Genomic DNA, 13,319 nt, shown 5'->3' on the forward strand with positions numbered 1-13,319 from the left:
GGAAGACGTTGACGTCGTGATCGTTGGCGCCGGTTCGGCGGGGCTTGCCGCCGCCAGGACCCTTGGCGCCGCCGGCCTTTCCTTCAAGCTGTTCGAGGCGATGAACCGCATTGGCGGCCGCGCCTGGACCAGCGACCAGCATTTCGGCGTGCCATTCGACATCGGCTGCGCCTGGCTGCACGCGGCCGACCGCAATCCCTATTTTCCCGAGGCCCAGGCCGCCGGCTGGACGCTTCACCATCACGACATGAATGTCGATCATCTCTACTATCTCCAGCGCAAGGCGAGCGAGGCCGAGGAGGCCGCGATGAAGGCTGCGGACGCCAAGCTGTTCGAGCTTCTGGCGGCGCATCAGGTCGGCGATGGCGACGACGACCGGCTTTCGGCGCTGCTCGCCAGGGGACAGGCGCCGCGCGCCGCCGCCACCTTTGCCGGGCCGATGGATTTCGGCGCCGACGAGGACGAGATCTCGATCCGCGACTTCCAGGCCGCCGCCGATCTCGATCCGAATTATTTCACCAAGGAGGGGTTCGGCGCATTGGTCGCCCGGTTTGGCGCCGATGTGCCGGTCGAACTGTCGACCCCGGTGCGCAAGATCCTCTGGGAGGTGCCTGGCGTGGCCTGCGTCACCGATCGCGGCACCATCCGCGCCAAGGCAGCCATCGTCACGGCTTCACCGGCGGTGCTCGCCTTCGAGGAGATCGAATTCTCGCCGGCGCTGCCCGACACGCATTTTGGCGCCTTCTTCGACCTGCCGATGGGCATGCTGACCAAGCTGCCGGTGGAAATCCGGGGCACGAGGTTGGGGCTGGCGCCCTTCGATGACCTGCTGATCGAACGGATGGCCAGGCACGACATCTACTTCCTATGCTTTCCCTTCGACCTCGACCTGATGGTCGGCTTCGTCGGCGGCGATTTCGCTTGGGAGATGTCGGCGGCGGGAGAGGCGGCAGGCGTCGATTTCGTCGTCGACCGGCTATGCGGCATCTTCGGCACGGATGTGCGAAAACATGTCGGACGCGCCATGATGACCAATTGGGGTGGCGAGCGCTTCGTGCGCGGCGCCTATGCTGCGGCCCGCCCGGGCCGTTCGGAGGCGCGCGCCACGCTGATGCAACCGGTGGCGGAGAAGATCTTCTTCGCCGGCGAGCACCTGGCCGGTCCGCTGATGCAGACCTGCGGCGGCGCGCGGCTGTCTGGCGAAGCGGTGGCGCGGCAGGTCGTCGCCCAGCTTGCGGCAAAATAGTCTCGGCGGGAACGGCTCGCCGATGGCGGGCGTTTGGGCAACGGATCGCCCCGCACTATATCCGTCATCTTGTCCGGGGTGCGGACCCCTGATGATTTGAGACCGACATGAAGCTTTTCGATTGCCCGCATTGCGGCCACCGCCTGTATTTCGAGAATGCCCAGTGCCTCAACTGCGCCAGCCTCGTGCTTTACGATCCGGGGCACGCACGCTTCGCGCTGTCAGGCGCCGATGGCGTTTTCCAGTGCACCAACGCCGACGAGTGCGCCTGCAACTGGCGGGCGGAGCCGGGCCATGCCTTCTGCCGCGCCTGCATGCTGAACCAGCTGATCCCCGACCTTTCGGTCGATGGCAACCGCCAGCACTGGATCCGCGTCGAGGCGGCGAAGAAACGCGCCATCTATTCCCTGCTCGCCTTCGGCCTGCCGGTCGCGCCCAAGACCGGTCCACAGGATGAGGCCGGTCTGGCTTTCGATTTCCTCGCCGATCCGATCGGCGGCGGACCGGGCGGCGAGCGCATCCTGACCGGCCATGATAATGGCCTGATCACGCTCAACGTCGCCGAAGCGGATTCTGCCGAGCGCGAGAGGCGGCGCATCGAGATGGGCGAGAACTATCGCACCTTGCTCGGCCATTTCCGTCACGAACTCGGCCATTATTACTGGGATCGCCTGATCCGCGACGATCCGCAAAGGCTTGTCGCCTTCCGCGCCTTGTTCGGCGACGAGCGCGCCGACTACGAGCAGGCGCTGAAGGCCTACTACGCCAATGGCGCAGCGCCCGACTGGCAGCAGGGCCACATCTCGGCCTATGCCACGTCCCACCCCTGGGAGGACTGGGCCGAGACATGGGCGCACCATCTGCACATCACCGATACGCTGGAAATGGTGCATGCGCTGAATTTTCCGCTCGGCCGGCTGGAAACCGTGGAAACCAACGCTCTGCCGCAGGGCGATACCGGCGGCAAGCCGCAGGCGGCACCGGCCGAACCCGCAGGCACGCCGGAACCCTTTGAAAAGATCCTGACCCGCTGGCTGGTGCTGTCGGAGGCGTCCAACTCGATCAACCGCTGCATGGGCCTGCCTGACCTCTATCCCTTCGTCATCTCAGATGTAACGGCGCAAAAGCTGGCTTTTATCCATGACCTCCTGACCGGGGTAACGAAAGAAACCGGAATAAATCGTGAGCCGGCCGGGGCATTTTAGCCGGAACGCATGAGGTGTTTGCCTCGTTTCCGTTCGCGAGGGATTGTGAAAAACGGAGCGAAACCATGAAACGCTTACTGTTTCCTGCCATAGCCGGCGCGCTTGCCGCCATGTCGGGAGCGGCAATGGCCGACACCGCCGTTTCGGCCATTGCCGATCTCAATGTGCGCGCCGGGCCTGGCCCGCAATACCCGGTCATCGGCGTGCTCACTGCAGGCCAGTCGGCGACGCTCGACGGCTGTATCGAAAACAGCAAATGGTGCACCATCGCCGAGGCAGGCGGCCAGGGTTGGATCTATTCCGACTATGTGACCGCCGATTTCGGTGGCGACCGCGTCGTGCTGACACGGCGTCCGGCCGATGCCGACATCACCATCGTGACGCCGCCCGCCGACAGCGACGAGTATTCCGACACCTATACCGGAGCGATCGTCGCCGGCGAGCCGATCGAGCCCATCAGACGACCACCGGCCGAAGTCCGCACCTATGTCGACACCAACAGGCTCGATCCGGTCTATCTCGATGGCGAAGTGGTTACCGGCGCAACCTTGCCCGATAGCGTCGAGTTGCGCGAGATTCCGGACTACGACTATCGCTATGTCTATGTGAACGGCCAGCCGGCGCTGGTCGATCCGGCCACGCGGCGCATCATGTACGTCGTGCGTCAATAACCAGCAGGAGCCACCGGAAAGTCGGCGGTTTCCGCAGCCTCAATTTGCGCATGCCCCCGAAAATCGATTTTGATTTTCGGGGGCATGCGCTAGATCATGCGACCCGATGCGTTCGGCAAAGGAACCCGCGTGATATCAGACCCTGCCGCCTTCGAGCGCTATCGGCTTACCCCCAACGACAAGACGACCCTGCCGCGCCTGCTGTTCGGGTCGGCGATCGTCATCCTGTTCTGGGTCGCGACGACCATGGTCGTGCTGCTCGGCGGCGCCTATCTTTTCGCGCTGTGGCAGGCATCGGCGGGTACGCTGCAGGACTTCATGGCGTCGCCCGCCGGGATTCTTGCCGCACTCGCATCCTTCGCCGGCATCTGGATCGGCCTTTGGGTTGCCATGCGCTGGGTCCATCGCGAGCCGCTGACGGCGCTGCTCGGCGTGAGCCGTCGTGTCTCGCGCGACGGCTTCCTCAAGGGGTTGGCCGCGGTGCTGATCACCTCGGCGCTCTCCGAAATCCTGCTCTATGCCTTGCAACCCGATATTGCGCGCGGCGCGATCGGCTTCTCGACCTGGCTTGTCTTCCTGGTCCCGATCATCGTGCTGACCCTGCTGCAAACCTCGTCCGAGGAGGTGCTGTTTCGCGGCTATCTCTTGAGGGGCCTGGCCAACCGGTTTCAGAACCCCTTCATCTGGGCGCTGCTGCCGGGACTGCTGTTCACCTCGATGCATTGGAGCCCAGGCTCGAGCGCCGCCATCAACGCCTGTGTGCTCGCCTCGATCGCCGCTTTCGCACTGCTGCTGACGCTGGTGGTCCATGCCACCGGCAATCTCGGCGCCGCCTTCGGCGCCCATCTCGGCAACAACCTGACCGGATTCCTGCTGATTTCGCATCAGCAGAGCTACAATTCCTTCGCCTTGTTCAACGCCAAGCCGCTCGAAGGCCCCGGCTGGACGACGCTTGACGCGGTCCTTATCGCCGTGATCGGCATCGCCTGCAGCCTGCTGACGATCCTGCTGCTCCTGCATCCGCGCTCGCCGCTGAAGGTCGAGCCGGATAGACCGTGATCCCAAGAAGTGGAAACCGGTTTTTTGGATGAGATCATGGTCACACAAAAAACCGGCAGGGGCGGCTAATGCGCATCACACTGGCGGTTATCGGAGCCATCCCCTCCAGGGGCTATGGCGGCACCCAGCGCCAGGTCGACTGGCTGGCGTCGGAACTGGCCCGCCTTGGCCATCGCGTCGTGCTGATCGCCAGTCCTGGCTCAAGCCACCCGCTTTGCGAGGTGCGGCATGCATCCTCGGAAGCGCAATACCGAGCCGCCATTCCGGCGGACACCGAGATCGTCCATTTTCACAGCTGGTTTCTCGACGTTCCCTACCCGTCCCTCAACACCGCGCATGGCTACTCCCCGCAAAAATCGAGGCCGCAGCCAAACTGGAGCTTCGTCAGCGCCAGCCATGCGCGGAACCATGGCAGGAAAACCTTCGTCTACAACGGCTTTCCGGTCGACGCCTATCGCCTGACCGCTTCGAAGAACGACCGCCTGCTGTTCCTCGCCGCCATCGCGCGCGCCGGCAAGAACCTGAACCGCGCGGTCGATCTAGCGAAAGAATTCGATTTTCCCCTCGATATCGCCGGCGGCTCGCGCTGGACGCTTTTGACGCGCAGCCAGGTCCGGCGCGATGGTGTCTTCTTCAAGAGCCTGGGAAAGCGCTTTCGCTTCCATGGCGTCGTCGACGGTGACGAAAAGTTGCGTTTGCTCGGGCAAGCAAAGGCCTTCCTCAATCCGATCGCCTGGGAAGAGCCGTTCGGCATGGCGCCGGTCGAGGCCATGCTGTGCGGAACGCCGGTGCTGACGACGCCGCGCGGCGCCATGCCGGAGATCATCGACGACGATACAGGGCGCCTCTTCGACAGCGACGGGGAGTTCGCCGCAGCGGTTGCCGCGGTTGCCGGCCTTTCGCCGCAGCGTTGCCGGGACTCCGCCGCCGAGCGATTCCCAATCGCCCGCAGCGCGAAGGGCTATCTCGATCTCTATCGGCGGATTCTCGACGGTGAAACGCTGCCATGAACCAGGATGTTCTACCTTCTCCATAAAAAGGGAGATAGGGGAGCCGTGCCTACACGCAAAGCTGGCCCCTCATGTCGTGGCTGTGTTAGGTCGAACCATTCCCTGGAAGGACTGTCATGGCCGGCATATTGCGAAAGTATCCCCTGCTGCGGCGCTCGCGGGCAATGTGGGGCTCGCGACGCGTCTGGCAGCCGCGGCTGGTGTTCTGGGCCGGCGCGGTTTGCATCGGCCTGATCAGCGTGCTGTTTGCGATGCTGGCCGACCGCGCGCAGGCGCTGTTCCACATGATGACGGGCAATGACGGCGGCTGGCGCAGCTGCCTGCCGCTCGTCATCACGCCGCTTGGCTTCGTCGTCTGCGCCTGGCTAGCGCACGCATTCTTTCCGGGTTCGCAAGGCAGCGGCATTCCGCAGGCGATCGCCGCCCGGCATCTGCGCGACGACGAGGATCGCAGCCATATTCTTTCGCTGCGGCTGGTGGTGGGCAAGATCGCGCTGACCATTGTCGGCCTGTTCTGCGGCGCCTCCATCGGCCGCGAAGGCCCGACGGTGCAGGTCGGTGCGTCACTGATGCTGCAAGTGGCGCGCTGGGGCGGCATGGCGCAGGCGCGCGGCCTGATCCTGGCCGGCTCGGCCGCCGGCATCGCGGCCGCCTTCAACACGCCGCTCGCCGGCATCGTCTTCGCCATTGAGGAGATGGGCCGCACGTACGAGGCGCGCACCAACGGGATGGTGCTTACGGCGGTGATCCTGGCGGGCCTGGCCTCCCTTGGGCTGCTCGGCAACTACACCTATTTCGGTATCGCCAAGGAAACGATCTCATTTGCCGCCGACTGGCCGCTGGTCATTGCCTGCGGCATCATCGGCGGTGGCTTTGGCGCGCTTTTTTCGCTGCTGGCGCTGAAGGCGACACGGCGGATCCGGCGCTGGAACAGCTTGCAGCCCTTGTGGCGCGCGCTGGCTGTGGCCGCCGTCTGCGGGCTGGGGGTGGCGGCGATCGGCGTCGCCTCGGGCGGACTGACCTTCGGCACCGGTTACGCGCAGGCGCGCAGCGCGGTGGAAGGCGCGCCGCTGCCATGGTTCTTCTTTGCAGAGAAATTCGCGGCCGGGCTGCTGTCGATGATTTCGGGCATTCCCGGCGGGATCTTCGCGCCGTCGCTGGCGGTTGGCGCCGGCCTCGGCAGTTCGCTCGGCCTGGTCTTCGGCGCCAGCGCGGGCGCCGCCGCCCTGCTCGGCATGGCCGGTTATTTTGCCGGCGTGGTGCAGGCGCCGATGACCGCCTTCGTCATCATCCTCGAAATGACCGGCAATCACGACAATGTCATTGCGCTGATGTGCGCCTCGATGCTGGGCTACGGCACGGCGCGCCTGATCTCGCACGAACCGCTCTATCACGCGCTGTCGCGGGTCTTCATCGCCGAGGCGATCCGGCGGCGCCGGGCGGAAGCGGCGTAGATATCCGCAGGAAGGCGGAAAGGCGCGCAAAAAAGCCGGGCTCGCGGCCCGGCCCTTCATCAAACCGGTTTTGACAAATCGGCTTGCCTACTTACAGTTGGCGATCGATGCCAGCGCCGCGGAAATGCCCTTCAGCGAAAATACGTAGGAAGTGGCGTTGCCGCGGCCGGATTTCGCTTGCACCTTCATGTCGGTGCCGGCCTTCATCGCGGCGATCAGCACCGGTTCTTCGGCGGCGTTCTCCACCCAGGCGGACTTGCCGCGGGTGAACATCGAAAAGCTCTTCTTGTCGATGGTGACGGTGGCCTTGGAGCCTTCCTGGAAATTGTAGCCGGCGATGAATTGCGGCTCGTAGGAGACCTGCTGTCCCGGCCGCTGGCTGACGAAGAAGAACATATCGCCATGGTCGAGCGTCGGCGGCTGCTTGTCGGTCGGCACCGTCAGGACATAACAGACCTTGCCGCCCGAGGCCTTGTAGCTGTAGGTGCCCCAGGCATTGTGCTGGCCGATCTTGGTCGCCGATTGCGCCAGGGCCGGCGCTGTCAAGGCCACCAGGACCAGGCTTGAAACTGTAGCAATCAATCCGCGCATCGTTTTTCCTGTATTCCAAATGGTGCGGAGGCAGATCCGCGTGGCGTCCTGCCGTCGCTTCATTTTGATTTAATCTGGGTTACCAAACGGTGAACTTCCTTTGGGAAAAGGACCCTCACCCCAGGAAACCGCCGCCGTTCCCGCGCCACCGCTAGAAAAGCGGCGGACAGGGTGTCCCCGGGCCGACTTGGAGGCCACGAAAGCGGCAAGAGTTTGACTTTTCACACGGCCCGTCGGCGCTGCGCCAGCTCAGCTCTCGTCGGCCATCGCCTCCCTGGCGGCCAGCCGGTGCGCCGGCGTGATATGGGCGCTGACGGCGGTGATCGCGGCGGTCAGCACGGCGATGTCGTCGGTGAAACCGAGCCCGAAGACGAAGTCGGGAATCGCGTCCACCGGCAGCACGAAATAACCGAGCGCGGCCAGCAATATGCCCTTGGCCCGCAGCGGCGTCTGCTTGTCCATGGCGCAGTAATAGGCGGCGACCACTTCTTCCATGAACGGGATGTGCCGGGCGGCCTTCTTGGCGGTGCGCCAGAATTTGGCACGCACTTCGCCCTCGTCGCCCAGCTTGCCGCCAAAGCCGAAGAAATCAAATCCGGATTTTTGCACCATCAACCTCTCCTTGCCGAACGCCACGTGGACATAACGGGCGACCGCGAGGGAAAATGTGGTGAAACCCGAACCCCGCTGCAAGATGCCGCCGCCGATTTGAGGTCCTCAGCCGTATTGCGGACATCGCAACACGCGGGTTCAGCCACCGAAATAGCGGTTCATCTTCTTGGCCAGCTCGAAGTCGAGCGCGGTCAGGCCGCCGGCGTCGTGCGTGTTGAGCGTGACGTTCACGGTCTTGTAGACATTCGACCAGTCGGGGTGATGGTCCATCTTCTCCGCCGCGAGCGCGACGCGCGTCATGAAGGCGAAGGCCTCGGAAAAATTCCTGAAAGTGAATTTGCGGCTGATCGAACGGCCATCGCCGGCCAGCGACCAGCCGTCGAGGCCGGCAAGCGCTTCGGCGATCGCGTCCTTGCCCAGTTTCTCTCTCGTCATGTCGGTTTCCCGTGCTATTCGAAATTGAGTCCCACCATAACGCCGGATCGATGAGCGCAAAGCCCATAAACTCCATTCTTTTCGTCTGCCTCGGTAATATCTGCCGATCGCCCCTGGCGGAAGGTGTCTTGCGGGCTGTGCTGGCCGAGCGCGGGCTGGACGTATTGCTCGATTCGGCGGCGACCAGCGGCTGGGAGGTCGGTTCCGCCCCCGACCCACGCTCGGTCGCGATTGCGGCGCGCCATGGCATCGACATTTCCGGGCAGACGGCGCGCAAGGTGACAGTGGAGGACTTCCACTGCTTCGACCTCATTCTGGGCATGGATCGGTCGAACGTCAGAGATCTCCGGGCGCTGGCGCCTGCCGCCATGCGCAACCGGGTGCATCTTTTCCTGGAATTCGCGGATGGCAAGGCGCGCGACGTGCCTGACCCGTATTACGAGGGCCAGGAGGCTTTCGTTTTGGTCTATCGCATGATCCGCGAGGCGTCGGAGACGCTGGCGAGACGGCTCGCGGCGCGTGCATCGGCGCCCGATAGCGGCCAGGCCTCCTCGACGATGTAGGGTCCACCGCCGACCGAATCGCGCGACGACATCAGGACGAAGCGGCCGACACGGAAGGGCAGCGTCGAAAAATTGCCGCGCGCCGACAAATATTGGGCGACCTCGAGCGGGCTCGAATTGCGCAGGCGCGCCAGCGTCACATGCGGCATGAACTTGCGCGGGTCGGCCGGGATGCCGAGCCGCTGGAAGATGCGGTCGATCTCGCCCTGCAATGCCGCGAGCTCGGACGAGGGGAAAACGCCAGCCCACACCGCATGCGGTTTCTTCTGGCCGAAGGCGCCGACGCCGGACAGCGTCAGGGCGAAAGAGGGGCGGTGGACACGGTCGAGCGCGTTGGCGATCTCGTCGGCGACATGGCCTTCGACATCGCCGATGAAGCGCAGCGTCAGATGGTAATTTTCAACGTCGATCCAGCGGGCCCCGGGCAAGCCGCCCCTGAGCAGGGACAGGGAAAGGGCGGCATCACGCGGTATTTCGAGGGCGGTGAAAAGACGCGGCATGAAGAGCCTCCCTTCCTCGAATCGAACTGTTATCCCTACCGAATCATCGATATTCACGCAGGGCAAGTGGTTTGTTGGTCGCAGGCTTGCCTGAAAGTTTCCCTAACGGAATGCGATGACGTCATCGAAATATCGCCTTCAAGAAGCGCCCTGAGCCGTGGCGATGGCCTTTTCCACTGTCGGCAGGATGCGCTCGACCATGCGGTCGACGCCCCTGGCGTTCGGGTGCAGACCATCGTCGAGCTGGAATGCGGTCTCGCCGGCGACGCCGTCGAGAAAGAACGGATAGAGGGGAACGCCGTATTTTTCGGCCAGTTTCGGGAAGATCGCATCGAAGCTGTTCTGGTAGTCGGCGCCGAGATTGGGCGCGGCGCGCATGCCGGCCAGTAGCACGGCGATCTTGCGCTGCTTGAGCTTGGCGAGCATGTCATCCAAATTCTTCTGCGTGATGGCGGTAGAGATGCCACGCAGCATGTCGTTGGCGCCGAGTTCGAGGATGACGAGCTTGGTCCCTTCCGGCACCGACCAGTCGAGCCGCGACAGGCCGCCGCTCGACGTATCGCCGGAAACGCCGGCATTGGCGACAGTCACATCATGGCCTTTGGCGCGAAGTGCCGCCTGCAATTTGTCGGTAAAGCCCTCGCCCGGGCCGAGGCTGAAACCCGCCATCAGGCTGTCGCCGAAGCCGACGATCTGCAAAGGCTCGGCGCGCGCCGACGAAATGGCGCCGCAAAGCGCAAGGAAAAGCATGAAGGCTGCGGCAAGGGAGTGTTTGAAAGCCATGCGGCAGGCCCCATATGACGAGGAACGGTCTTTCGACGAAGGCGATGCTCTAGCCTCCATTCTCCCATATAGGACGATTTAATTGTGACAGAAGCCGTCATCGCGCTGAAAGACGTATCGCTGACGCTTGGTGAAGGCGCATCCTCCGTCAATGTGCTGAAAGCCGTCAGCCTCGATGTGGCAAGCGGCGAGGCGACCGGCATCGTCGGGCCATCGGGTTCGGGAAAGTCGACGCTGCTGATGGTGCTTGCAGGCCTGGAAAGGGTCGATTCGGGTACGGTACGAATCGCCGGGGAACTTCTCAATGGCAAGAGCGAGGACCAGATCGCATCGTTTCGGGGGCGAAACATCGGGATCGTCTTCCAGTCCTTCCATCTCATCCCGAACATGACGGCGCTCGAAAATGTCGCGGTGCCGCTTGAGTTGGCCGGCCATGCCGATCCATTTGGCGTGGCGGCGCGCGAGCTGGCGGCTGTCGGCCTGAGCGACCGCGTCACCCATTATCCCGGTGAATTATCGGGCGGCGAGCAGCAGCGCGTGGCGATCGCCCGGGCGCTGGCGCCGTCGCCACGTATCCTGATCGCCGACGAGCCGACCGGCAATCTCGACCAGTCGACGGGGCGGCAGGTCGCCGACCTTTTGTTCGCCAAGGCGGCCGAGCGCGGCATGACGCTGGTGCTGGTCACGCATGACCCGGCGTTGGCCGCGCGCTGCTCGCGCCAGGTGTCGATGCGCTCGGGCCGGATCGAAGACGCAGCTGTGCTGCCCCCAACCGCCGGCAAGGTGCCGGCGTGATGCCGCTGTCGCGCACGCTGAAACTCGCTTTCCGGTTTTCGCTGCGCGAGATGCGCGGCGGGCTGTCCGGCTTCCTGATCTTCCTCGCCTGCATCGCGCTTGGCGTCGCGGCGATCGGCGGCGTCAATTCGGTGGCGCGCGCCATCACCGCCGGCGTCGCCAACCAGGGCCAGACGCTGCTTGGCGGCGATCTTCGTTTCCAGGTCAACCAGCGCGCCGCGACGCAAGCCGAGCAGGCTTTTCTCGATGGGCTGGGCACGGTCTCGCACAGCGCCAATATGCGCTCGATGGCGCGGCTCGAGGACGGATCCGACCAGGCGCTGGTCGAGGCAAAGGCGGTCGACGAGGCCTATCCGCTCTACGGTGCTCTGGAAACCGAGCCGGCATTGTCCAGGCAGGATCTGTTCGGCGAACGGTCCGGCGTTTTCGGCGCCGCAGCACCCGATCTGCTGTTCGAGCGGCTGCATCTGGCCATCGGCGACCGGCTGAAGCTTGGCAGCGCCACCTTCGAACTGCGCGCCAGGCTGGTCAACGAGCCGGACGCTGTGTCCGACGGCTTCGGCTTTGCGCCGCGGCTGATGGTCTCGACCGACGGGCTTGCCGCGTCCGGCCTGATCCAGCCGGGCAGCCTCGTCGAAAACGCCTACAAGATCCGGCTGCCCAGCGGCGCCAGCGAGGCTGATATCAAGGCCATCCAGGACCAGGCCGCCAAGGAATTTCCCGAGGCCGGCTGGTCGATTCGCACGCGCAGCAATGCCGCACCCGCGCTGTCCTCCAACATCGAGCGCTTCTCGCAGTTCCTGACCCTGGTCGGGCTGACGGCGCTGGTGGTCGGCGGCGTTGGCGTCGCCAATGCGGTGCGCGCCTATCTCGACGGCAAGCGTGGCGTCATCGCCACCTTCAAGAGCCTGGGGGCTTCGGGCGGGTTCGTCTTTGCCGTCTACCTCGTGCAGATCCTGATGATCGCCGGCCTCGGCATCGCGCTTGGCCTGGTGCTCGGGGCGCTGATGCCGTTCGCGGCGAGCGCCGCGCTGCAATCCGTCATTCCGGTGCCGGCGGAAGGCGGCTTCTATCCCGGCGCGCTCGGCATGGCGGCGCTGTTCGGGTTGCTGGTGACGCTGGCCTTCGCGCTTCTTCCACTCGGCCGCGCGCGTGACGTGCCGGCGACAGCGCTGTTTCGCGAAATGGGCTTCGAAGGCCGCGGTTTTCCGCGCCTGATCTATGTCGCCGCCGCGCTCGGCATCGCGCTCGCTCTGGCGGCGCTGGCCATTCTGTTTTCCGGCGACCGCCGCATCGCCTCGATCTTCGTCGGCGCCACCGTCTTTGCCTTCCTGGTGCTGCGCGTCGTCGGCATGCTGGTGCAGTCGGCCGCCAGGAAGAGCCCGCGCGTCCGCTCGACGGCGCTCAGGCTCGCCATCGGCAACATCCACCGGCCAGGCGCGCTGACGCCGTCGGTGGTGTTGTCGCTCGGGCTCGGGCTGACGCTTTTGGTGACGCTGGCGCTGATCGACGGCAATCTGCGGCGGCAGATCTCCGGCAGCCTGCCGGAACGGGCGCCGAACTTCTTCTTCGTCGACATCCAGAGCAGCGACGTCGATGCCTTTTCCGCGCTGGTCGGCAAGGAGGCTCCGGCGGGAACGCTGGTCAAGGTGCCGATGCTGCGCGGCCGGGTGATGGCGCTGAACGGCGTCGACGTCGGCAAGGTCAAGGTGCCGGCGGAAGGCGCCTGGGTGCTGCGCGGCGATCGCGGGCTGACCTACGACGCCAGGCTGCCCGCCAATGCGACGCTGACCGAGGGGACATGGTGGCCGGACAATTATGCCGGCGAGCCGCTGGTGTCGTTCTCCGCCGAGGAAGGCAAGGAGATCGGGCTGAAGCTCGGCGACACCGTTACCGTCAATGTGCTCGGCCGCAATGTGACGGCCAGGATCGCCAATTTCCGCCAGGTCGAGTGGGAGACGATGGGCATCAATTTCGTCATGGTGTTCTCTCCCAACACATTTGCCGGCGCGCCGCATGGCTGGCTGGCGACGCTGACCGAGAAGAACGCGTCGGCGGCCGACGATGCCCGCCTGCTCAACGCCGTAACCCGTGCCTTTCCGGCGGTGACGACGGTCAGGGTCAAGGACGCGCTCGACATCGTCAACCGACTGGTCGCGCAGCTTGGCACGGCGATCCGGGCCGCGGCCGGCGTGGCGCTGATTGCTTCGGTGCTGGTGCTGGCCGGCGCGCTCGCCGCCGGCAACCGGGCCCGCATCCATGACGCGGTGGTGCTGAAGACGCTGGGCGCCACCAGGAAGACGCTGATCGCGGCCTTTTCGCTGGAATACATGCTGATCGGGCTTGCCACGGCGATCTTCGCGCTGGCGGCGGGCGGGATCGCGGCGTGGTTCGT

Annotated in this window: 14 protein-coding genes; 9 read left to right on the forward strand and 5 right to left on the reverse strand. The window is 64.8% G+C overall.

The features are described from left to right. From CN311_RS29485 to CN311_RS29510, 6 genes are all read left to right on the forward strand, one after another. Positions 1-1,246, forward strand: a 1,246-nt coding sequence (locus CN311_RS29485; RefSeq protein WP_133117286.1) for a flavin monoamine oxidase family protein, incomplete at its 5' end; no start/stop codon positions are given. A 107-nt stretch (positions 1,247-1,353) separates the two neighbouring features. Beyond that, positions 1,354-2,451: a zinc-binding metallopeptidase family protein gene (locus CN311_RS29490; protein ID WP_097577130.1), complete on the forward strand. Its 1,098-nt coding sequence runs from the start codon at positions 1,354-1,356 to the stop codon at positions 2,449-2,451. A gap of 65 nt (positions 2,452-2,516) precedes the next feature. Next, positions 2,517-3,122: a DUF1236 domain-containing protein gene (locus CN311_RS29495; RefSeq protein WP_097577131.1), complete on the forward strand. Its 606-nt coding sequence runs from the start codon at positions 2,517-2,519 to the stop codon at positions 3,120-3,122. A gap of 129 nt (positions 3,123-3,251) precedes the next feature. Continuing rightward, positions 3,252-4,181, forward strand: a complete 930-nt coding sequence (locus CN311_RS29500) for a CPBP family intramembrane glutamic endopeptidase (protein ID WP_097577141.1) — start codon at positions 3,252-3,254, stop codon at positions 4,179-4,181. A 68-nt stretch (positions 4,182-4,249) separates the two neighbouring features. After that, on the forward strand, positions 4,250-5,191 hold the full coding sequence (locus CN311_RS29505) for a glycosyltransferase (RefSeq protein WP_097577132.1): 942 nt from the start codon (positions 4,250-4,252) through the stop codon (positions 5,189-5,191). 116 nt (positions 5,192-5,307) lie between these two features. Continuing rightward, positions 5,308-6,645, forward strand: coding sequence for a chloride channel protein (locus CN311_RS29510; protein WP_097577133.1), 1,338 nt, complete (start codon positions 5,308-5,310; stop codon positions 6,643-6,645). A gap of 87 nt (positions 6,646-6,732) precedes the next feature. Here the strand turns inward: CN311_RS29510 and CN311_RS29515 are convergent, their stop codons facing one another. The 3 genes from CN311_RS29515 to CN311_RS29525 form a co-directional block, all read right to left on the reverse strand. Next, a complete protein-coding gene (locus CN311_RS29515; RefSeq protein WP_097577142.1) occupies positions 6,733-7,236 on the reverse strand; it encodes an invasion associated locus B family protein in 504 nt (167 codons plus the stop codon). A 249-nt stretch (positions 7,237-7,485) separates the two neighbouring features. Beyond that, positions 7,486-7,848 carry a YkvA family protein gene (locus tag CN311_RS29520; RefSeq protein ID WP_097577143.1) on the reverse strand — a complete coding sequence of 121 codons (363 nt, stop codon included), beginning with the start codon at positions 7,846-7,848 and terminating at the stop codon, positions 7,486-7,488. Between the two features lie 138 nt (positions 7,849-7,986). Continuing rightward, the gene (locus CN311_RS29525; RefSeq protein WP_097577134.1) at positions 7,987-8,283 is read right to left on the reverse strand and encodes a 4a-hydroxytetrahydrobiopterin dehydratase; all 297 of its coding nucleotides are present in this window, start codon (positions 8,281-8,283) and stop codon (positions 7,987-7,989) included. 50 nt (positions 8,284-8,333) lie between these two features. Between CN311_RS29525 and CN311_RS29530 the strand changes: the two genes are divergently transcribed. After that, positions 8,334-8,846 (forward strand): low molecular weight protein-tyrosine-phosphatase, encoded by a 513-nt coding sequence (locus CN311_RS29530; protein ID WP_097577135.1) that lies wholly within the window; start codon positions 8,334-8,336, stop codon positions 8,844-8,846. Here the strand turns inward: CN311_RS29530 and thpR are convergent. Beyond that, the gene (gene thpR, locus CN311_RS29535) at positions 8,750-9,346 is read right to left on the reverse strand and encodes an RNA 2',3'-cyclic phosphodiesterase (RefSeq protein WP_097577136.1); all 597 of its coding nucleotides are present in this window, start codon (positions 9,344-9,346) and stop codon (positions 8,750-8,752) included. The genes CN311_RS29530 and thpR overlap by 97 nt on opposite strands. A 138-nt stretch (positions 9,347-9,484) precedes the next feature. Further along, the gene (locus CN311_RS29540) at positions 9,485-10,129 is read right to left on the reverse strand and encodes an arylesterase (protein ID WP_097577137.1); all 645 of its coding nucleotides are present in this window, start codon (positions 10,127-10,129) and stop codon (positions 9,485-9,487) included. Positions 10,130-10,213: 84 nt separating this feature from the next. Here CN311_RS29540 and CN311_RS29545 point away from each other — a divergent pair, with 84 nt between their 5' ends. Beyond that, the gene (locus CN311_RS29545) at positions 10,214-10,924 is read left to right on the forward strand and encodes an ABC transporter ATP-binding protein (RefSeq protein WP_097577138.1); all 711 of its coding nucleotides are present in this window, start codon (positions 10,214-10,216) and stop codon (positions 10,922-10,924) included. Continuing rightward, the coding region (locus tag CN311_RS29550; RefSeq protein WP_097577139.1) for an ABC transporter permease at positions 10,924-13,319 on the forward strand (2,396 nt) is incomplete at its 3' end. The genes CN311_RS29545 and CN311_RS29550, both read left to right, overlap by 1 nt.

The sequence above is a fragment of the Mesorhizobium sanjuanii genome (genome assembly GCF_002529485.1).
Lineage (GTDB): Bacteria > Pseudomonadota > Alphaproteobacteria > Rhizobiales > Rhizobiaceae > Mesorhizobium > Mesorhizobium sanjuanii.